Here is a 21,285-nt window from a genome sequence, read left to right as displayed (position 1 = left end):
TTACAAAGTTAGTAGATCGGTCTACATTTGTCCATGCGAGCCACTGGCCGCGGAAGTGGCAGGCGACTCGAACACCGCCGGCCGCTTCACACCGAACACCACAGCAACGATCAACAATGAGGTTGCGCTTACATGGAGGTAAGAATGCTCACCACGAAACGGCGCCCGGCCGTCTTCGCCGCCGCTGGCGTTTCCGCGCTCGCTCTCGCCCTCGCCGGATGCTCCGCCGGTGGGGACGAAGGGTCGTCCGACGGCCCTGTCGAACTCACCTTCCTCGTCGACAACGGTGAGCAGACCACCGTGCTCTTCGATGCGATCATCGAAGCCTTCGAAGCGCAGCAGGACGACATCACCGTCGAACTTCAGACCCGCCCGCCGGGAGCTGAGGGGGACAACCTCATCAAGACGAAGCTCGCTACGGGAGAAATGGAGGATGTGTTCTTCTACAACTCCGGTTCGCTCCTGCAGGCCATCAATCCCGATCAGACGCTTGTGGACCTGTCCGATCAGGACTGGGTCGGGTCGCTGGATGAGAACTTCGTCACGACGGTGTCGACCGATTCCGGCTTCTACGGCGCCCCGGGCGGCCAGTCCATGGGCGGCGTCATGCTGTACAACAAGGACATCTATGAGGAACTAGGGCTCGAGATCCCCAGGACCTGGGACGCGTTCATGGCGAACAACCAGGAGATCCTCGACTCGGGGGTTGCCGCGCCCGTCATCCAGACCTTCTCCGACACCTGGTCATCACAGCTGTTTGTCCTCGGAGACTTCTTCAACGTGCAGTCCGTCGACCAGGACTGGGCGGAGCAGTACACCGCGAACGAGGCGAAGTTCGCCGACGAGCCCGCCTTGGCAGGCTTCCAGCACCTCCAGGATGTGTTCGAGGCGGGGTTCCTCAATGTCGACTACGCGTCGGCGACGTACGACGACGGCATCCGGATGATCTCGACGGGTGAGGGTGCGCACTACCCGATGCTCACGTTCGCGGCGACCGCCCTTGCTGCGAACTACCCGGATGCAGCGCAGACAGTCGGAACGTTCCCGATCCCGAGCTCGGTGTCGGATGCCAACGGCCTCACCGTTTGGATGCCCAGCGCCCTCTACATCCCGACGTCGACCGAGGGCGCGAAGCTCGACGCGGCGAAGGAGTTCCTGGCCTACATGACCACTCCGGAGGCGTGCGAGGTGCTGAGTGAGCAGGTCGCGCCGACAGGCCCGTTCGTGGTCGATGGCTGCGAGCTGCCCGCTGATGTGCCGGCCATCGTTTCGGACATGCAGCCCTACTTCGACGCAGGGGACACCGGTCTTGCGCTCGAGTTCCTGTCGCCGATCAAGGGGCCGGCGCTGGAGCAGATCACGGTGGCGGTCGGTTCCGGGATCAGCTCTGCCGAGGTGGGTGCTGCGCAGTATGACGAGGACGTGAAGAAGCAGGCCCAGCAGCTCGGACTCGAGGGCTGGTAACTGGTGATCGGCGGGGCCGGGCCGGCGGATGGCACGTCGGCCCGCCCTGCCACAGCGATCGCGCCAATCAATGGAGATGACATGAGTACCTATACCGAGCGGCTGGTCACCGCAGAATCGCCGAACCGGAAGCGCGACCGTCGCCGGGAGTCAAAGGAGTCGGCGGGAAGCCGACGTCGGAAGCACAGCTCATACCCTGCGTGGTTCTACATGCCGGCCGGCATCTTCTACCTCGTGCTCTTCCTCATTCCTACCGGGGCGTCGTTCTACTTCGCGTTCACCCGATGGACCCTCTTCGACGTGGAGTTCATCGGATTCGACAACTTCATCGCCTTCTTCAATGAGCAGGCGATCTTCGGAAGCTTCATCAACACCCTCATTTACGCGTTCGTGACCTCCGGGTCGAAGGTTGTGCTCGGGTTGCTGTTCGGCGTTCTCCTCACCCAGCAGATCGTCGGACGCGGCTTTCTCCGCAGCGTGATCTTCTTCCCTGTCCTCGTCAGCACCATCGGGGTGGGAGTCACCTTCAAGGCGTTGCTCGATCCGTTCGATGGAATCGTGAATCAGGTTCTCGGCTGGATGGGCGTCGCAGGACCCGGCTGGCTGACCGATCCCAACCTCGCCCTCCTGACCGTCGCCATGGTCGATGTGTGGAAGGGCGTGGGTCTGGCCGTCCTCATCTATATCGCGGGGCTGGTCGCCATACCGCAGGAGTACTACGAGGCGGCACGCGTAGACGGCGCAAACGGCTGGCACACCTTCCGTCACATCACACTCCCGCTGGTCCGCCCTGCGACCGCAACAGTCGTACTGCTTTCGCTGATCGGTGGACTGCGTTCGTTCGACCTCATCTGGGCGATGACTGGTGGCGGTCCCGGGTTCAGCAGCGACGTGATCGCGTCGATGATCTACAAGCAATACCAAGCCGGGTTTTTCGGCCTCTCGACGGCGTCGAACGTCATCCTGTTCATTGTCGTGGCCGCGGTGATCTTCCCGCTCTCGGCTTGGCTCAACCGCGGGGAGAAGGACTCATGAGAAACAACACACTCCGCTGGGGCGGCGGCATCGCCGCCATCATCGTCGCGACTGTCATCTTCCTGGTGCCGTTCGCCTTCATTCTGTTCACCGCTGCGAAGACCCCTCTCGAGGCGTCGCTGCTGCAGTTCAGTTGGCCGACCGAGTGGCAGATCTGGCAGAACATCGTCACGGTGATCGAGACACGCGACTTCCTGCTGGTCCGCGCGTTCTTCAACAGCGTCGTCCTGACAGTCGTGTCGGTCGGTCTCATCACCGTGCTGTCGGCGATGGTCGGATTCGTGTTGCAACGCCGCCGATCGAAGTGGAATCCGGTCATCAACGGTCTCGTGCTCGCGGGCCTGATCATTCCCCCCGCTGTTGTCCCCACGATCTGGGTGCTTCAGGCGCTCGGGCTGTTCAAGACGATGCCAGGGTTGATCTTCATCCATCTCGCGTTCGGTCTGCCATTCGGCATCCTGCTGTTTCGTGCATTCATGAACACCGTGCCGCGTGAGCTCGATGAGGCTGCGATCATCGACGGCGCCAGTCCGCTCCGGCTCTTCTTCTCGGTGATTCTGCCGCTGCTGAGGCCGGTGATGCTCACGATCATCGTTGTGCAGTCGGTTTTCGTCTTCAACGACTTCACATATGCGCTGTACTTCCTCCCAGGGGATGAGAATGCAACGGTCCAGTTGTCGCTGTACAACTTCTCGGCACAGAATCTCAGTCAGTGGAACCTCCTGTTCGCGAACATTCTGCTGATCACGTTGCCGCCACTGGTGATGTACATCTTCTTCAACAGGCAGATCGTTTCCGGCATGACATCCGGCGCGGTGAAGGGGTAGTCGGTCGATGAGACCGCGGACGACGGATTCGGCACAATCCGACACGATCAGCTACGAAGACAAGGTGGCGGTTGCTCTCAACGATCTCCCCGCCATCGGATTGCCGGAGTTGATCTACACCGACGGACCCAACGGGATCCGGGGTGCGATCGGCGCCACGGCGTTCCCGTCGGGGCTCGCCATTGCGGCAGCATTCGATCCGGATCTCGCCGAGCGATTCGGAGAGGCGCTCGGTCGGGAGAGCCTGGCAGCAGGCCGCAACGGAATCCTCGGGCCAGGACTCGATATCGCGCGTGTGCCCTGGGCGGGGCGAATCGCAGAGGCGCTCGGGGAAGATCCCGTGCTCGTGGGTGACATCGGTGCGGCCATCGTCATCGGCATCCAGAGTGTGGGAGTGCTCGCGGTGCCCAAGCATTTCGTCGCGAACAACTTCGAACGCCTGCGCACGGGGCGGGGCAGCCTCGAACGGCGAACCCCGGCCATCGACGTGCGTCTCTCGCCGCGTGCGTTGCGAGAGATCTACGCGGAGCCGTTCCGCCGCGCGCTCCTGCACGGTGGGGCGGGCGCCGTGCTGAGCTCATACAACCGGATCGCGGGCGAGTACGTCTCAGAGAGTGCCGAGGTTCTCTCCATCCTCCGCGACGAGTGGGGCTGGGAGGGGTTCGTCACACCTGACTTCCTGCACGCCGTCCGAGATGACGAACAGGCGCTGCGTGCAGGCCTCGATTTCCCGGCGCTCGGCGGAACGGCGAACCGCACGGAGGAGATGGTTCGACAGGTTCCGGAACGCGAGCTGGATCGCATCGTCGCACACGCCCGGTGGGCGCTGGAGGGAGTCGGCGTTCCGGTCGCGCCTGCGACCACCGAGCCGTTGGATGATGCGGATTCGCAACAGCTCGCCCAGGAGATCCTCGAGCGCGGAACGGTGCTGCTCTCCAACGACGGGATTCTGCCGCTCCATGCGGAACGTATTCGCACCGTCGCTCTGGTGGGGGTGGAGGATGCCGATCACTTGCTCGTAATGGGGGGATCGGCGGCAGTCACGCTGACGCCGTCGCGCATCGAGACTGTGGCGGCTGCGCTCGCACGGTCGTCGGGCCTCGACATCTCGACTGTCGCCGGTACGCTCGGCGACCAGCCTTTCCCCACATGGCAGGTCGATGCACGTGCGGAAGTACGCGACCACGCAGGGGAGACTGTCGTCGGCCTTGATGCGTTCGAGTTGTATGAGACGAGCGAGACGGCTGAGCGGGAGGGAAGCGACTGGTCCGCACGGGTCGAAGCGGTGTACACGCCGACCCAGTCCGGTCCGCATGTGTTCTCGTTAACGTGCACGGGCGAGGCTGAGCTGTCGGTCGAGGGAGTCTCCGTCGTCACGGCGTGGCGCGAGGCTTCACCAATGGTCCAGGGACCGGAGTACCCCGTCCAGGCCGAGGTGCACTTGACGGAAGGAACGCCCGTCGCTGTTTCCGTCGAGTACCAGACCGGTGCGGCGTTCCGCATCCCGGGTGTTGTCGTGCCCGGGTTCAAGGTCGGAGTCCTCGCGCCGAACACGGCGATCACGGATGCAGCGGACGCGGCAGCTCGCGCTGACGTCGCTGTCATCGTGGTCGGACGCGTCAGCGGAGAGGCGATGGATGTGGATTCGCTCGCGCTCCCCGGGGACCAAGAGCGACTGATTCGCTCGGTGGCCGCGGCGAATGCGAACACCATCGTCGTCACGTGCGGTGCGGGGCCGATCACCATGCCGTGGGCCGACGATGTCGCGGCGATCCTCCACGTCTGGAACCCCGGAGAGCGATTCGGCCCAGGCCTCGCTCGGCTTCTGCTTGGGGAGGCTGAACCCGGTGGGCGGCTTCCGCTGACCTTTCCCACGGACGAGGGCCACACACCCGTGAGCACACCCGAGCGTTACCCCGGAATCGACGAGGTCGTCGACTACTCCGAGGACCTGCTCGTGGGCTACCGCTGGTACCACGGTCACGGCATCCGTCCCCTCTTCCCCTTCGGACACGGTCTCGGGTACACCACCCACACCATCACCGCTACGACAGCACATGTGACCGAGTCCGACGTGATCGTAGACGTGCACGTTGCGAACGTGGGAGCCCGAGGCGGGCGCGCGGTTGTGCAGGTCTATGTCACCCGCCCTCATGCAGCGCAGAGCCCGGCGCGCACCCTCATCGGGTTCGCAACACGGCAGGTCGCTGAAGGCGAGACCGAAACTCTGACGATACGGCTCCCTCACCGGGACTTCGCCACGTGGGACCCGGACCTGGGCCAGTACCGCGTGCACGGTGGCTCGTACCGACTCGAAGCCGGACTGTCCGTCACCGACATCCATTCCGAAGCAACCGTCGAGCTCGGCGCTCGCACCTTCGACAGCAACGCAGGAGAAAACACGTGACCGAACACTGGGTCGGCAGGTTCATCGCCCCCGACCACGACTTCGACGGGGCACCGCTCCTGCGCAAACAGGTGCGCCTGGGCGCAACGCACGGCCGCGTCGTGAGCGCCCGCATGCGAGTGTCCGCGCTCGGAGTCATTGAGACGTTCATCAACGGACAGCCGGTGTCGGAGGACGTCCTCACGCCCGGATGGACCAGCTACGAGTGGCGACTCCGCTACGCGGAGTATGACGTGACCGCCCAACTCGCCCAGGCAGAGCAGAGCGACATCGTGCTGGCCGCGGCCCTGGGCAACGGCTGGTACCGCGGGCGACTCGGCTGGGGGACAAGCCGCCCTACGGACCCGAACTCGCCGCACTCATCGACCTGACCATCACATTCGAAGACGGCCACGAACAGCGCATCGGCACCGATCCGACATGGAAGGCAGCCCCCAGCGCGACGACCTTCAACAGCCTGTACGACGGCCAGCACATCGACGCCCGCCGAGAGCCTTCCGGATGGAACAGCGCCGGGTTCGACGACACATCATGGAGCGGCGCACACGTCGTCGACGTCGACTGGCAGAAGCTCGAACCGTACATCGGGCCACCCGTGCGACGCCAAGCCACGCTTGCGCCTGTCAAGGTGTGGACGAGCCCGGCAGGGAAGACCCTCGTCGACTTCGGGCAGAACCTGGTCGGCTGGGTTCGAGTGTCGGTGCGCGGTGAAGCCGGCGACGTCGTCACCATCAGACACGCCGAGGTCCTCGAACATGAGGAGCTCGGGACCCGGCCGCTGCGCACCGCGCAGGCGACGGATGTCTTCACCCTCAGCGGCAGGGACGATACCTTCGAGCCCACCCTCACCTTCCACGGCTTCCGATACGTCGAGATCGACGGCTGGCCCGGCGGCGTCGATGCTGTCAGGGCCGAGAACCTGACGGCTGTCGTCGTTAGCTCGCAGTTGCGCCGCACCGGCACCTTCGAATCGTCCAGCCCACTCCTGAACAGGCTCCACGAGAACGTCGTGTGGGGCATGCTCGGGAACTTCCTCGATGTGCCGACCGACTGCCCGCAACGAGACGAGCGTCTCGGATGGACGGGGGACATCGCCGTGTTCGCGCCCTCGGCCGCATACCTCTTCGATGTCGGACCGTTCCTGCGTGACTGGTTGCGCGACCTCGCGCTCGAGCAGGCGCACCAGGATGGCATCGTCCCGTTCGTCGTCCCGGACATCCTCAAGTACATGGGAATCCCCGAGGCGTTCGCACCACTGGACTCCACAGCGATCTGGAGTGACGCCGCCGCATGGGTTCCCTGGGCGACCTGGCAGGCATACGGTGATCGCGAGGCTCTGGCCGAGGCCTTCCCCGCCATGCTCTCCCACGCACGTCGCGTGCAGACCAAGCTGTCGGAGCGCGGAGTGTGGGAGGGCGGTTTCCAATTCGGCGACTGGCTCGACCCCGACGCACCGCCGGATCGTGCGGACGCCGCCAAGGCCGACCCCGCTGTCGTCGCCACCGCATCCGCGTACCGCACAGCGTGCATCGTGCGTGCCACCGCGGAGATCCTGGGAGACAGCGACGTCGCGCATGAGTTCGCCGACGCCGCATCCGCCATCCGGGATGCCTTCCACCGGGCGTATGTCGCCGACGAGAGAATCCACAGCGACTGCACGACCGTCTACTCGCTCGCCATTGTCTTCGGACTGCTCGACGCCGAGCAGGAGGCGTGGGCAGGCCGCAGACTGGCCGACCTCGTCACCCTGAGCGGGCACCACATTTCCACGGGCTTCGCCGGCACCCCCTACATCATGGACGCCCTCACCTCCACTGGGCACATCGAGACCGCGTATCAGCTGCTCTTCCAGCAGGAGTGCCCATCCTGGCTCTACCCCGTCACAATGGGGGCGACCACGGTGTGGGAGCGATGGGATTCGATGCTCCCCAACGGAACCATCAACCCCGGCGAGATGACGAGCTTCAATCACTATGCCCTCGGGGCCGTCGTCGATTGGATGCATCGCGTCGTCGGCGGGCTCGCGCCCCTCGACCCGGGCTATCGGCGTATCCTCGTCGCACCCCGCCCAGGCCCCGGCCTCGACTGGGCGACCAGCAGCCTCGAGACACCACACGGACGGGCGACAGCGAAGTGGGAGCGACGGGACAACCGGATCGAGCTCACGGTCGAGATCCCGGACGGAACCTCGGCAGAGTTCCGAGGCGTCGATGGCCAGGCCCGCGAACTCGGAGCGGGTCGGCACCGCATCGATATCTGACGTGTTGCCGTGCAACTCGCCTCCGCCGGGCGGTCACCGCCGGGTCCGCCATCGGACTCGCACTTCGCGTCAGAGCCCGGCGGCATCCATTCGCTGGATCAGGGACGGGCGCCGGGCGTTCCTTCGGCGCACCTCGGCGAGGTACTCGTCGGCGATCTCTGGGCGGCCGGCTGCTCGTGCGGCGGCGCGGAGTTTCTTCATCCTGCGTACCGCGCCGGGGTAGGCGCGGGTGTTCGCCTCGATCAGCCGGTCGTCGATGAGCTGCGCCATCACGGGGAGTACGGCCACAGGATCGATCTTGCTGTACCGGTCGACCAGGTCATCCCACTGCTGGGGGTGAATCGACGCGCCGTTCTCGGCCGCGCGGAGTCCTTCTGCCCATGCGCGGGGGATGTCGTGCGCGTCGATCAGGTAGGCGATCAGCTCCCACGGGCGTTCGCGCATCCGATCGATCGCGTGCTCGCGGATCGCTGGCCAGCCTGGTCCTGAAGCGGACTCCCACGCCTGCGCATTGGCCGCGTTGGGCCATCGTTCGAACACCTCGGAGGCTGCGTCCGCGGCATCCGTGCCTGTGTCGATGGCCAGGGCGGCCCAGAGTTCGCCGCACTCCTGCTGTTGGTGCGGGCCGCCGGGGAGGGTCATGCCCTCGTGAGCGATGACGGTCGCGCGGTCAAGCAGTCCGGCCTCACGGAGCGCTTTCGCGGCGGCGGCGTGCGTATGGGCGCGCGGCATGTCTCCGCCGTAAGCGCGGACGATCGCTTCCTCGTCACCACGCAGCACGGCGAGGCGCTGCAGGTTGTAGAGCACGGCATGGCGGGCATGCCACTCGTCGTCGTGCGTGAACTCCGGGTCGGGGCGCCCGTCGAAAGGAGTGGTCAGCACCTGTCGTCGCTTGTCGAGGTGCGCTTCGAACCTCACGATGCCGGCTGGGCCGAGAGCGTCGGCGTAGTCGACGACGTCCACCGAGAAGTACTCGCCGAGTTCGCCGAACTGCTGCTTCTGGATCCACCCGGTCAGTGTGGCCGGCGCTGGCGGGCTCTGAGTGCACAGCTCGGCATGCAGGTTCAGCAGTTCCTGGATGACGAGCTGGATGAGTCCGCCGGAGTCGTCGGCGCGCATGAGGACGCGGAAGGTGCTCGCGATCGCCTTCTGCACAACGGGGATCACGCCCTCGGCGCCGTAGTCGTCGGCCATGTCCGCCAGGAGCGACACCCCTTGTTCGGCTTCGAAGGCGTAGTTCTGCACCGATCGCCAGTCCCACATGTCGCGTCTGGTCGTGCGGAACGAGGCGAGAACGTTCGGGATGTCGCGGGCCAAAGACATCCGTCCAGGATGCCACCGCCCGAGAGCCCCATGGGCGCGTTGCCAGCCACCGGGCCTCCCATCTCGACGTGTCGCCGCATACCGTGGTCCCATGGGAGATATGCGGGCCGGGGTGAAAGGGTTCCTCTCCACGCGCAAGATGTCGACCGCAGTGCGCCCGGCCGTTCAGCAGGTGGGGCACGCGATGACAGAAGCACCGGCGTGGGCGCGCAACGGTCGGCACGACAATTTCGGCACCAGCGCATCACCCCGTCGTGGGCGGTCTCGACCTGAACTTCGAGTCCATAGGGCTGCCGAGCGAACCAGGCCCTCTTCCTCAACGTCTACACCGTTACCGCCGGCACGCCTTCCGCGGACGGCCTGGGGATGCCGGCGTCCTGGGCGGCGACACGCGAGACCGCGCCTGCAGCTGAAGGGGAGAAGAGACCATGAACTGGACCGATGCCGAGCTCAGTGAACTCGACCGCGCCGGCGAGGTGCGAGTTGCGGGGCGCCGCGCCGATGGATCGTCACGGACATTGACGATCGTGTGGCATGTCGTTGTCGATGGAGTGCTGTACCTGCGTTCGGTCAAAGGCGAGTCCGGGGAGTGGTACAAAGGCGTCGCGCGCCACTTCGAGGGATTCCTCCGATGGGGAGCAACCACTCGCGAGGTGAAGTACATTCTCGATCCCCGCCGAGACGACGCCGTGGACGCCGCCTACTTCGCGAAGTACGGCACCGGATCACCCAGCCAGGCCATCACCAGCCCTACGGCGAAGAAGACAACGCTGCGCGTCGAGCCCCGCTGACCCGGGCCTCACCGCTCCTGTGTCCGGGCCTCTCGCTCGGTGTGCCAGGCCCCGACTTCCGTGGCATCGCGCTCGAGGATTTCGACGTCGAGGTCTCTGCTGCGGCGGCGTGATTCGGTCTCAGACGGTATCGCCTCGAACCAACGTGAGGAACGCTGGAGCAGAGGCGGGTTGAGGAGTGCCGGCGCCCAACGCCTGGAGAAGGCTGGCTACGCCGGCGCTCGCGGCGCTCGCGATGTCATATTCGATCGTGGTCAGGCGCGGTACGGCAATTCTCGAAAGGTCGCTGCGGTCCATTCCGATGACGGCGACATCGCGAGGAACATCGAGGCCTCGCACACGTGCCGCGGCCAGCAGAGCCATTGCCACGTCGTCGTTGTAGCAAGCGACCGCGATGCCCGGTGTGGTCAGCGAGTCCAATGCGGCGAGCGCGGAGTCGAGGTCGATCATCACATCGATGACCTCTATCTCCTCCAGCTCGCGCTCATGGGCGACGTCTCGGAGTCCCTCTTCTCGAGCGAAGCCGAACGGGTCCTGGCGTTCATCGCGCAAGTGGGCGAACGCGAGACGTCGGTGCCCTGCGTCCGCGAGCGCGAGTCCCTGCATCCGGCCGATCGCCCGGTTGTAATCCACGGCTGACACGCTGGGTGGGTCGACGGCGAGCACATTTCGACGGTTCAGCACAGCCTTCTCGGTGGCCGTGAACGGCGTGAGTGAGAACACCGCTGCGGGCTTCATGCCGGCGATCATCCTGTCGAGGGTGGATGCCGCCGACCCGGACATCCGCAGCACGAGCGTGTAGCCGTGGTCGGCGAGCGTGACGGTCATCTGCTCGAACAGGTCCTGCAGATTGCCGCCGAAGGTCGTGTGCGGCAGGAGGGCGACGACGAAGTCACTCGATCCACGGCGGAGCGCGCGGCCTGCCGCTGAGGGCTCATAGCCGAGCGCGGTCGCGGAGGCGAACACCTTGGCCGCAGTCTCCGGAGCGAAGCGTTCGGCATAGCCATTGAGGACCTGGCTGACCGTGGCACGGGAGACGCCTGCGTGCTTTGCAACGTCGGAGCTGGTCGCATTCACGAAGAGATCCTCTCCATCGAAGAAATCCTACCTACCCAACCAGGGTTGACACGTGATAACCCTACGTGTTCTACTGACCGTTGTCACGTGATAACGCGATCACGCAACATCCACCCCTCAACGGAGAGTGCACATGTCTGACACCCGAACCGGTACTGCCGGCGCCGCCGAGCCGAGCGAGGTCAACGTCGCCGGCGCTGACCCGCAGACGGCACTGCCGACAAGCAGAAAGCTTCCCCCGTTCTTCTCCCTGCGGTTCTCGACCCGAGGGTTCGCGCTCGCCGTGAACGTGGTCGTGATGCTGCAGCTCACGTTCTACGCGACCGACATCGTCGGACTCGCCCCGGCGCTCGTCGGCGGCCTGTTCCTCGCGGCGAAGATCTTCGACGGGATCACCGATCTCGTCGCGGGCTTCGTCATCGACCGCACCCACACGCGATGGGGCAAGGCTCGCCCGTACGAGCTCTTCCTCATCCCGCTGTGGCTGCTCACGATCGCCATCTTCTCGACGCCCGAGATGAAGACGTTCTGGCAGGCGACCTACCTCTTCGTGCTGTACGCGCTGATCAACTCCGTGTGCGCCACGTTCCTCAACGCGTCCGAGGCGGTCTACCTGAAGCGCTCGATCCGCGGCGACGTGCAGTACGCCAAGGTGCTGTCCCGTCAGGGCGTCTTCATCATCCTCGTCGCCGCGATCGCGAGCATCATGCTGCCGCAGCTCATGGCATCCTGGGGCACCCAGCCCGGCGGGTGGACCCTGATCGCCGCGGTCTACGGCATCCCGCTCATGCTCGTCGGCCTCATCCGGTTCTTCACGATCAAGGAACTCCCGGAGGACGAGACCGACCACGTCACCGAGGAGCGTCTCGGCTTCAAGGGCACGGTGAGGGCGGTGTTCGAGAACAAGTTCGTCTTCATCTTCTCGGCCATCGTGCTGCTCGCGAACATCGTCATCGGAGCGAACGCGATCGTCGGCGCCTACTTCTTCAAGTACATCCTCGGCGACCTGGGGCTGCTGTCTCTGGTGTCGCTCGGCGGCATCATCATCCCGCTGGTCTACCTGATGTTCCCGGTCGCGGTGCGCACGATCGGCGCGATGAACTTCGTTCGCATCGGACTCGGTCTCGCCGCCGTCGGCTACCTCATGGTGCTCGTCGCGCCCACGTCGCTCCCGATGGTCGTCATCGGACAGCTGCTCGGTTCGTTCACTACGGTCGTGACGATGCTCGTCGGGTTCTTCATGATCCAGGCGATGACCTACGGCGAGTGGAAGTCCGGCAGGCGAGTCGATGCGGTCACCAACTCGATCCAGGGCTTCGCCAGCAAGGTGGGCCAGGGGCTCGCCTCGGCGATCGTGGGAATCACCATGGGAGTCGTCGGCTACAACGGTCTGCTCGACGCGCAGTCGACCGAGGCGAGCGGCGCGATCATCAGCCTGTACTCGGTGATGCCGTTGATCGTCACGGTGGCGATGTTCGCCCTCAGCTACCTCTACAAGGTCGAGAAGCACCTGCCGGCCATTCAGGAGGACCTTGCTGCCGGAGTCCACTCGGACACCAGCACGATCAAGATCTGACCGTCTGGGCGGCAGGGATATACACCCCTGCCGCCCATCCCGAATCTCCGCATCTGTGAATGAGAGTGACGCATGACTTCCTTCCCCGACGAGTTCCTGTGGGGCGCCTCGACGGCACCGCACCAGATCGAAGGAAACAACACCACCAGCGACTGGTGGGCCCGCGAAGGCATGATGCCCGGCATGGAGCTCAGCGGTGACGCCGTCGACAGCTACCACCGGTACTCCGAGGACATCGCTCTGCTCGCCGAAGCCGGCCTTGATGCTTACCGATTCGGGATCGAGTGGGCGAGGGTCGAGCCGCGCCAGGGCAGCTTCTCCCGTGCAGAACTCGCGCACTACCGGCGCATGATCGACACCTGCCTCGCGGCCCGGGTCACGCCCGTGGTCACTCTGAACCACTTCAGCATGCCTGCATGGTTCGCGCACGAGGGCGGGTGGGCGTCGCCCCAGGCGACCGAGCGTTTCAGCGCCTACGTCGAGAAGGTCACGGAGATCCTCGACGGCGTTGAATGGGTCGTCACCATCAACGAGCCCAACATGCTCGCCATGATGACCATGGTCATGGAGGCGATGCGATCGGACGCCGCGCCCGACTGGCAGAGCCCGACCGTTGAGGCCGACTCCGACCGCGACCGCATCGCCGCCGCACTGCCCGTGCCGACCATCGGCCACGCCGCACCGCTGATCGCCGCACATCAGGCAGCGCGCGACATCCTCCGTGAGCGTACGTCGGCGAAGGTCGGGTGGTCGATCGCCAACGGCGCGTTCTATGCCGATCCGGAAGACGAGCAGAAGCTGGTCGAAGTGCGCTACGCCTACGAAGACGTCTACCTCGAGGCATCCCGCGGCGACGACTTCGTCGGCGTGCAGTCCTACTCGGCGCAGCGCGTCGACAAGAACGGGCTCGTTCCCCATCCCGGCCATCCCGACAACACGATGGTCGGCACCGCCTACCGCCCCGATTCTCTCGCGACCGCGGTCCGTCACGCCGCCGCAGTCTCGGGCGTGCCCGTCCTGGTGACCGAGAACGGCATCGCCACCCCCGACGACGCGAGACGCATCGCCTACACCGCAGAAGCCCTCACGCACCTCGAAGAGGCCATGCACGACGGGGTGGACGTCCGCGGATACCTGCACTGGTCGCTCCTGGACAACTACGAATGGGGTCACTGGGGGCCGACATTCGGTCTCATCGCTGTCGACCGTGAGACGTTCGTGCGCACACCGAAGACGAGTCTGGCGTGGCTGGGCGCGATCGCGCAGAGCAACGGTGCCGACCTCCCCACTGTCGCTGAAGAACTGCAGGTCTGAACCATGAGCACCACCCGATTCCACGACGGCTGGGCCTTCGCACGCACGCCGGAGGGTGACGCCGTCTCGGTCGCGCTCCCGCACGACGCGATGATCGGAGAGCAGCGAGCGGCGGATGCTGCGACCGAGGGCCATGGGGGCTTCTTCCCCGGCGGCACGTATCGGTACATCAAGACGTGGCGCGTTCCTGCCGATGCCGCGACCACCCGATACTCGCTTCTGTTCGAAGGCGTCCAGGGAGACACCCGGGTCCTGCTCGATGGTCGCGAGGTCGCCGCCAATCGCAACGGCTACCGGGAGTTCACCGCACCGCTGACCGGTGTCCGACCCGGCGCAGAGGCTGTCATCGAGGTGCTTGTCGACATGGTCGCTGTACCGACGGACCGGTGGTACAGCGGTGCCGGAATCTACCGGCCGGTGTGGCTCGAGGCGCAGGGGCCGGTGCGGATCGCCCGCGACGGTCTTCGGTTCGTCACCACCGCTGCTGCCGAGGATGCTGAGGTCGACGTGTTCATCGATGCGGAGGGCATCGGTGAAGGTGGTGCGGTGGCGGTCGTGGAGCTCTCGCTCGACGGTGCGGTCATCCTGCAGGCGGAGGCGCCGATCCCGGCGACCGGACACGGTGAGATTCGGTTCACGGTGCCGGCTGCGCAGCTGTGGTCCGCGGAATCTCCGACGCTGTACGACGTCAAGGTGGCGCTCGTATCCGATGGCGTGACCGGGGATGAGCGATCCCTGCGCCTCGGCCTGCGCACGATCTCCATCGACCCGCAGCATGGCCTGCGCATCAACGGTCACACTGTGCTGTTGCGCGGCGCAGCTGTGCACCACGACAACGGCATCCTCGGCGCCGCCACCTACGCCACCGCTGAGCACCGCCGCGCCCGTGCGCTGAAAGATGCCGGATACAACGCGATCCGCAGCGCCCACAACCCGCTGTCCCGCCACTTCCTCGACGCCTGCGACGAACTCGGCCTCTACGTCATGGATGAACTCACCGACGTGTGGTTCGCCCGCAAGACCGCCGGCGACGGCTCGGCCCGTTTCCGCGACGAGTGGCGAGACGATGTCGACTCGATGATCGCCAAGGACCGCAACCGGCCGTCGGTGATCATGTACTCGATCGGCAACGAGATCGCCGAAGCCGCCACTGCCGAGGGCGCCGCTCTGGCCCGGGACATCCACGCGTACGTTTACGCGAGCGACCCGACTCGACCCACCACGCTCGCTGTCAATCCTCTGCTCGCGATGATGTCGACGAAGGCGGCTGCAGCCAATGCGAAGGCTGCGGCCAAGACCGGAGCAGACGCCGGCGCGGAGAATGCACCGCCTGAGCGTCGAGAGGCGACGAGCACGGCAGCGAACCTGATCACTGCCAAGCTCGGTCGACTGATGGTGGGGGCTTCACTGCTCCCTGCCGCAGACCACGCGACGCGGGATGCCTTCGCCGCGGTCGACGTCGCCGGCTACAACTACGCCTACGCGAGCTACCCCGGCGCCCGCAAGCGCTATCCGAACCGTGTGATCCTCGGCACCGAGTCGATGCCCGGTGACCTCCCCGCGATCTGGAAGCGTGTCACGAAGGTTCCGGGTGTCATCGGCGACTTCAACTGGACCGGGTGGGACTACCTGGGTGAGGTCGGCCTCGGCTACTGGAGTTACGGAAGCGAGGTCGGGGGTATCAGCAAGCCTTTCCCCGGCATCCTCGCGGGAGCCGGCGTGTTCGACATCACCGGCCACCCCGGTGCGCTGCTGTCCCTCGCCCAGGCCGTCTGGCAGACCACAGACACACCCGGCATCGCGGTGCGGCCGCTGGACAAGGCAGGCCAGCGCGCCAACAGGACGCCGTGGCTGTCGACCGACGCGATGCCGAGCTGGTCGTGGGGTGCGCTGCGGGGGACGGCGGATGTCGAGGTCTACTCGCACGGAGATCACGTCGAGCTGCTGCTGAACGGGCGCACGCTGGGGCGCAAGCGGGCAGGCGTGAAGAAATCCTTCGTCGCACGGTTCCGGACCCCCTACGAGCCTGGCGAGTTGACGGCCGTCGCGTACCGCAACGGCGCAGAGATCGGCCGGTCCACCCTGCGCAGCGCTTCCGAGGTGGCCGTTCAGCTGCGGGCCGAGCAGTCGACCGGCGGTGACGAGCTGTCCTTCGTGCAGGTCGGACTCGGCGATACTGACGGCACCATCGACTCGGCGACGACCGACGTGATCACCCTTGCGATCGAGGGTCCGGGAGAGATTGCCGGCTTCGGAACCGCCCGACCCATCACCGAGGAGCGCTTCACGAGCCCGACGCAGACGACGTACCGCGGACGAGCGCTCGCGGCGATCCGCCGCACCGCCGACGTCGGCGACATCGTGGTGACCGCCCGCAGCACACATCACGGCGAAGCGACGGTCGTCCTCTCGCCCGCACTCGCCGCAACCCACTGATCACCCAGGAGATTCTGATCGTGAATACGCTCGAGGAACAGGCAGCGCTCGGCAGCGGAGCGTCCTTCTGGAAGACGAAGGCCGCACCCGGCCTCCCGGCAATCGTGCTCTCCGACGGTCCGCACGGTGTGCGTGCTCAGGACGCCGCCGTCGACCACGTCGGTATCGCGCCCAGCCAGCCCGCCACCTGCTTCCCGCCCGCAGCGGGACTGTCCCAGTCGTGGGATCCCGAACTCGTCGCGCGCGTCGGTCAGGCTCTGGCAGCCGAGGCACGGCACTACGGCGTCGGAGTGCTGCTCGGCCCCGGGATCAACATCAAGCGCGACCCTCGTGCGGGGCGCAACTTCGAGTACTTCTCCGAAGACCCGCATCTGACGGGAACACTCGGCGCGGCGTGGGTGGAAGGCCTGCAGTCGGGCGGTGTCGGTGCGTCCGTGAAGCACTTCGCCGCGAACAACTCCGAGACTGACCGGATGCGGTCCGACTCCGTGGTCGACGAGAGGCCCCTGCGCGAGATCTATCTTCGCGGGTTCGAGAAGGTCGTCCGCGAGGCGAAGCCGTGGACCGTGATGGCGGCGTACAACCGTGTGAACGGCCAGTATGCCTGCGAGAACAACTGGCTGTTGACGGATGTCCTGCGCACCGAGTGGGGTTTCGACGGGGCGGTCCTCAGTGACTGGGGCGCCGTCGACGATCGCGTCTCCTCGGTCGCTGCCGGCATGGATCTCGAAATGCCCGGTGGCCACGCCGTATCCGATAGCGCGGTGGTCGCTGCGGTCGAGGCGGGAGTGTTGAATGCCGAAGACGTGGCGAAGGCTGCTGCGAACGTGACCCGCCTGCTCGAGCGATCTCGGGATGCCTCAGCAGACCGCGCTCCCGTCGTGGAGTTCGACGCTCATCACGCCCTGGCCCGCGAGGCGGCCGCGCGCAGCATGGTGCTGCTCAAGAACGACGGTGATCTTCTGCCCCTCGCACTCGACGGACGCATCGCGGTGATCGGCGAGTTCGCTCGAGCGCCCCGGTTCCAGGGTGGCGGCAGCTCGCACGTCAATGCGATCCGCGTCGACATCCCGCTCGATGAGATCCGGGAGCTCGCACCCGCAGCCGAGCTCACGTTCGCCGCAGGCTTCGGGGCGTCGGGCGACTCCACCGCTCTGCGCGACGAGGCTGTCATCGCTGCAGGAGCGTCGGACACGGCGATCGTGTTCCTCGGTCTGGCGGAGCACGACGAGTCTGAAGGCTTCGACCGCGCCCACATCGACATCCCGGGCGACCAGGTCGAACTCCTCCGAGCTGTCGTGGCTGCCCAGCCTCGTACCGTGGCGGTTCTGAGCCATGGTGGCGTCGTACGTCTGGCGGAGATCGAAAGGTCGGCTCCCGCGATCATCGACGGTGCTCTGGGCGGCCAGGCGTTCGGCGGAGGCGTCGCGGATGTGCTCTTCGGCGTCGTGAATCCGTCGGGCCGTACCAGTGAGACCGTTCCGCAGCGGCTCGAGGACGTCCCCGCATTCCTCTCCTTCCCCGGGACGGGTTCCGAGGTGCGGTATACCGAAGGAGTCTTCGTCGGCTACCGGTGGTACGACGCGCGCGACCTGGACGTCACATTCCCCTTCGGGCACGGCCTGTCGTACACCTCCTTCCGCTACCGTGACATCGCTGTCGACGCTGTCGACGCTGTCGACGGAGGGTTGCGTATCGCGGTGACCGTCGACAACACCGGTGACAGGGACGGACGCGAGGTCGTCCAGGCCTACGTCGGCAAGCGAGGCTCCCGCGTCCCCCGTGCGCCTCGTGAGCTGAAGGCGTTCGCGAATGTCGCGATCGCCGCTGGCTCATCCGAGGCGGTCGTCTTCGACATTCCGCGCGCGGACCTTGCGTACTGGGACGAGAGCGTCTCGGCGTGGGTGGTCGAAGGTGGCGACTACGAGGTGTCGGTCGGGGCATCGAGTCGCGACATCCGTGTCATCGGTGGCGCGCAGATCGTCGGAGATGAGACTCGCCGCCCGCTGAGCGAGCGATCGACGCTCGGGGAGCTGATGCAGCACCCTGTCGCGGGGCCGATGATCGCCTCGATGAGCGCGCGCCAGGCCACACAAGGGGCGAGCAACGACGATGCGATGGGCAGTGACACCGCGATGATGATGGCGCAGATTCCGCTGAATCGCATGGTCGCGTTCAGCGGCGGGCAGATCGGGCCAGAGCAGATCGCCGGCATGCTGGCGATGGCCAACGCCGGAGGGGGCGGAGAGTGACCACCGAACAGGCCCGGCTGACCGGCGACGGCGTGTCGATCGACCGGGCCGCGGTCGTCGGCCGACACAAGGTGATTCTTCACGGCGCCGACCCCGAGAACGTTGTTTCGGTGGGGAACGGTGACTTCGCGTTCAACGCCGACCTGACCGGCATGCAGTCCTTCTCCGCGTTCCACGACCCCGTCGCCGGCCACCGCGAGGGTCGCACCGTCGTCAACACGACGACCATGAGCTCGTGGGGCTGGCATTCGATGCCCAATCCTGAGGGGTACGTTCTGGGCGACGCGATGACGACGTACGAGACGGCTCGCGGCCCCGTCATCTACCCCGACAAGCACGACATGATGGGCGCGATGACGGGAGCGGTGACCGATGAGTTCAAGCCCGGCGCCTGGCTGAACGCGAACCCGCAACGCATCGACCTCGGCCGAATCGGCGTCGAGCTTCGCAGCCACGCGGGGTCGGACTGCGAGACCGACCCGCGCGTGCTGGGCGAGCCGCACCAAGAGCTCGACCTGTGGACCGGCGTGCTCACCAGCGAGTTCACCTACGCCGGCGAGCGGGTTCAGGTCGAGACCGTCAGTGCAGCCGACGGCGCGATCGTCGCGTTCCGTATCGAGACCCGCCTGCTCGTGAGCGGGCGGGCGAGGATCGTGGTCCGGTTCCCGTACGCGAGCGATGGCTTCTTCACGACCGACGACTGGTCGGCCGTTGACGCGCACCGCAGCGATCTGTCTGTCGAACCCGACGGCACCGCTCGCATTCGCAGGACCCTCGACACGACCCAGTACGTCACCGACATCGCCGTGTCTCACGGCTCGGTCGTCCGCGGGGACTCCGCTCACCACTTCGTGATCGAGACGTCGGCAGAGCGTATCGATGTCGTGGTTCGCTTCTCGGACAACGCCGACACTGAGCCGCTGCCGTCGTTCGACGTAGTTCGCGCGTCGTCCGCGGAGTCCTGGGCGGCGTTCTGGCTCAGCGGCGCGGCGATCGATCTGTCAGGCAGCACCGACCCGCGCGCACACGAACTTGAGCGGCGCGTCGTCCTTTCGCAGTACCTCACCCGTGTCCACTCGGCTGGTCACCTGCCCCCGGCGGAGACGGGACTGGTCACCAACTCCTGGCAGGGCAAGTTCCACCTCGAGATGCACCTCTGGCACGGCGCGCACTTCGCGTCGTGGGGGCGCCCCGACCTTCTCGAACGCAGCCTCGCCTGGTATCCCACGATCCTCGACCAGGCACGTGCCACGGCCGCCCGTCAGAACTACCCAGGCGCCCGATGGCCGAAGCAGACGGGACCGGAAGGTGAGGAATCGCCCAGCGACATCGGATCGCTCCTCGCCTGGCAGCAGCCCCACATCCTGCACATGCTCGAATCGGTCTGGAACGCGTCGTCGGACGTCGACAGGCGTCGACTGCTGAACGACTACGCAGAGGTCGTCTTCGAAACTGCTGCCTTCATGGCGGCGTTCACCGAGGAGCGCGCCGGCGTCTTCCATCTCGGCCCGCCCATCATGCCGGCGCAGGAGTTCTACGACCCCCGCGCGACAACAGACCCGACGTTCGAGCTCGCCTACTGGTGGTTCGGGCTGGAGATCGCCCAGCGGTGGCGTGAGCGGGCAGGCCTCGCGAGGAACGACCACTGGGCCCGCGTACAGGACGGGCTCGACGCACCGTACGTCGACGGTGGGCGATATGCCGCCGTCGCGTCGCGGGAGCCGCTGCGTCGCGACGACCACCCCTCTCTGTTGATGGCGTACGGCGTCGTCCCGGCAACGCCGCTGATCGATCCGGAGATCATGCGCGCGACGCTCGCCGATATCTGGGGCTCGTGGGACTGGCCCACCGCATGGGGATGGGATTTCCCGGTGATGGCGATGACCGCTGCACGCTTGGACGAACCGGCGCTCGCGATCGACGCGCTCCTGCGGTCGGAAGACAAGAACCGGTACACAGCAGTGGGCCACAACCCGCAGATGGGGAGCATGCTTCCGCTCTATCTCCCCGGCAACGGCGGACTGCTCCTCGCCGTGGCCTTGCTCGCCGAAGCAGGTTGCTTCGATACCCCAGGCTGGAACGCGACCCTCGAGGGCTTCGCCCCCTCGCACGAAGGCGGCGCATTCGACGCGCGTCGTTTCCGTGTCGAACCGCCGCGAGAACTTGTTGCACCGCAACCGGCGCGCCCTCTTTCGGCGCAGTCGACGATCGGCGAATGGCTCGATCACCCGGTTGGAGGATCGGTCCTCGAAGGCCTGTTGTCCCGAATGGGGGCGACGTCGTCCAGCTTGGCACCGCTGCGCGGAGCTCCCCTCACGCAGCTGGTCGCGATGAGCAACGGAGCGCTTCCCGAGTCCGCGATCGACGGCCTGGTCGCCGCCGCGAACGCAGATGCCGGGGCAGGCGTTGGCCACTGAGGCTGGTCTCCGACAGGGCCGCGCGATCAAGTCCCGCACGGCTGGTCTTCGGGACGATAGGGGTCTGATGGGATCGCGCCGGGTGACCCCCAGGTGACCCCGAGCA

Annotated in this window: 13 protein-coding genes and 1 pseudogene; 12 read left to right on the top strand and 2 right to left on the bottom strand. The window is 66.1% G+C overall.

Going from position 1 to position 21,285, the window contains the following annotated elements:
* Nucleotides 1-144 precede the first annotated feature (144 nt).
* The 6 genes and pseudogenes from HQM25_RS14920 to HQM25_RS14900 all read left to right on the top strand — a co-directional run bounded on the left by HQM25_RS14920 (nt 145) and on the right by HQM25_RS14900 (nt 7,993).
* Nucleotides 145-1,464 carry an ABC transporter substrate-binding protein gene (locus HQM25_RS14920; protein ID WP_172990942.1) on the top strand — a complete coding sequence of 440 codons (1,320 nt, stop codon included), beginning with the start codon at nt 145-147 and terminating at the stop codon, nt 1,462-1,464.
* 3 nt (nt 1,465-1,467) lie between these two features.
* Complete coding sequence (locus tag HQM25_RS14915; RefSeq protein WP_438803605.1) at nt 1,468-2,499, top strand: carbohydrate ABC transporter permease; 1,032 nt, start codon at nt 1,468-1,470, stop codon at nt 2,497-2,499.
* The gene (locus HQM25_RS14910; protein ID WP_172990941.1) at nt 2,496-3,326 is read left to right on the top strand and encodes a carbohydrate ABC transporter permease; all 831 of its coding nucleotides are present in this window, start codon (nt 2,496-2,498) and stop codon (nt 3,324-3,326) included. The genes HQM25_RS14915 and HQM25_RS14910 overlap by 4 nt, the downstream gene beginning before the upstream one ends.
* Before the next feature lie 7 nt (nt 3,327-3,333).
* The gene (locus HQM25_RS14905; RefSeq protein WP_172990940.1) at nt 3,334-5,733 is read left to right on the top strand and encodes a glycoside hydrolase family 3 protein; all 2,400 of its coding nucleotides are present in this window, start codon (nt 3,334-3,336) and stop codon (nt 5,731-5,733) included.
* A 113-nt stretch (nt 5,734-5,846) separates the two neighbouring features.
* Nucleotides 5,847-6,280: pseudogene (locus HQM25_RS18060) on the top strand (alpha-L-rhamnosidase N-terminal domain-containing protein); the annotation flags it as partial.
* A 48-nt stretch (nt 6,281-6,328) separates the two neighbouring features.
* Nucleotides 6,329-7,993 (top strand): family 78 glycoside hydrolase catalytic domain, encoded by a 1,665-nt coding sequence (locus tag HQM25_RS14900; RefSeq protein ID WP_367948301.1) that lies wholly within the window; start codon nt 6,329-6,331, stop codon nt 7,991-7,993.
* Nucleotides 7,994-8,062: 69 nt separating this feature from the next.
* On the opposite strand, the gene HQM25_RS14895 is transcribed toward HQM25_RS14900, so the two are convergent.
* Nucleotides 8,063-9,316, bottom strand: a complete 1,254-nt coding sequence (locus HQM25_RS14895) for a DUF6880 family protein (protein ID WP_172990939.1) — start codon at nt 9,314-9,316, stop codon at nt 8,063-8,065.
* 428 nt (nt 9,317-9,744) lie between these two features.
* Between HQM25_RS14895 and HQM25_RS14890 the strand changes: the two genes are divergently transcribed.
* Nucleotides 9,745-10,107 carry a DUF2255 family protein gene (locus HQM25_RS14890; protein WP_172990938.1) on the top strand — a complete coding sequence of 121 codons (363 nt, stop codon included), beginning with the start codon at nt 9,745-9,747 and terminating at the stop codon, nt 10,105-10,107.
* 120 nt (nt 10,108-10,227) lie between these two features.
* Here the strand turns inward: HQM25_RS14890 and HQM25_RS14885 are convergent, their stop codons facing one another.
* Nucleotides 10,228-11,184, bottom strand: a complete 957-nt coding sequence (locus tag HQM25_RS14885; RefSeq protein ID WP_172990937.1) for a LacI family DNA-binding transcriptional regulator — start codon at nt 11,182-11,184, stop codon at nt 10,228-10,230.
* A 133-nt stretch (nt 11,185-11,317) separates the two neighbouring features.
* Here HQM25_RS14885 and HQM25_RS14880 point away from each other — a divergent pair, with 133 nt between their 5' ends.
* The 5 genes from HQM25_RS14880 (at nt 11,318) to HQM25_RS14860 (ending at nt 21,179) form a co-directional block, all read left to right on the top strand.
* Entirely contained in the window at nt 11,318-12,760 is a 1,443-nt protein-coding gene (locus HQM25_RS14880) for an MFS transporter (RefSeq protein WP_172990936.1), read from the top strand.
* Between the two features lie 72 nt (nt 12,761-12,832).
* The gene (locus HQM25_RS14875; RefSeq protein ID WP_172990935.1) at nt 12,833-14,074 is read left to right on the top strand and encodes a glycoside hydrolase family 1 protein; all 1,242 of its coding nucleotides are present in this window, start codon (nt 12,833-12,835) and stop codon (nt 14,072-14,074) included.
* A gap of 3 nt (nt 14,075-14,077) precedes the next feature.
* Nucleotides 14,078-16,510, top strand: a complete 2,433-nt coding sequence (locus tag HQM25_RS14870; RefSeq protein WP_172990934.1) for a glycoside hydrolase family 2 TIM barrel-domain containing protein — start codon at nt 14,078-14,080, stop codon at nt 16,508-16,510.
* Nucleotides 16,511-16,530: 20 nt separating this feature from the next.
* A complete protein-coding gene (locus HQM25_RS14865) occupies nt 16,531-18,762 on the top strand; it encodes a glycoside hydrolase family 3 C-terminal domain-containing protein (protein WP_254359386.1) in 2,232 nt (743 codons plus the stop codon).
* A complete protein-coding gene (locus tag HQM25_RS14860; protein WP_172990933.1) occupies nt 18,759-21,179 on the top strand; it encodes a hypothetical protein in 2,421 nt (806 codons plus the stop codon). Before HQM25_RS14865 ends, HQM25_RS14860 begins: the two co-directional genes overlap by 4 nt.
* Nucleotides 21,180-21,285: the final 106 nt, after the last annotated feature.

This window comes from Microbacterium hominis, assembly GCF_013282805.1.
In the GTDB taxonomy this organism is placed as follows: Bacteria; Actinomycetota; Actinomycetes; order Actinomycetales; family Microbacteriaceae; genus Microbacterium; species Microbacterium hominis_B.
This window is presented reverse-complemented; position numbering and strand designations above follow the sequence as displayed.

What these genes read in the sequence shown, in the direction of transcription:
- HQM25_RS14920 (WP_172990942.1), top strand. Translation starts at nt 145, where the DNA reads ATGCTCACCACGAAACGGCGCCCGGCCGTCTTCGCCGCCGCTGGCGTT.
- HQM25_RS14910 (WP_172990941.1), top strand. Translation starts at nt 2,496, where the DNA reads ATGAGAAACAACACACTCCGCTGGGGCGGCGGCATCGCCGCCATCATC.
- HQM25_RS14905 (WP_172990940.1), top strand. Translation starts at nt 3,334, where the DNA reads ATGAGACCGCGGACGACGGATTCGGCACAATCCGACACGATCAGCTAC.
- HQM25_RS14895 (WP_172990939.1), bottom strand. Translation starts at nt 9,316, where the DNA reads ATGTCTTTGGCCCGCGACATCCCGAACGTTCTCGCCTCGTTCCGCACG.
- HQM25_RS14890 (WP_172990938.1), top strand. Translation starts at nt 9,745, where the DNA reads ATGAACTGGACCGATGCCGAGCTCAGTGAACTCGACCGCGCCGGCGAG.
- HQM25_RS14880 (WP_172990936.1), top strand. Translation starts at nt 11,318, where the DNA reads ATGTCTGACACCCGAACCGGTACTGCCGGCGCCGCCGAGCCGAGCGAG.
- HQM25_RS14875 (WP_172990935.1), top strand. Translation starts at nt 12,833, where the DNA reads ATGACTTCCTTCCCCGACGAGTTCCTGTGGGGCGCCTCGACGGCACCG.
- HQM25_RS14870 (WP_172990934.1), top strand. Translation starts at nt 14,078, where the DNA reads ATGAGCACCACCCGATTCCACGACGGCTGGGCCTTCGCACGCACGCCG.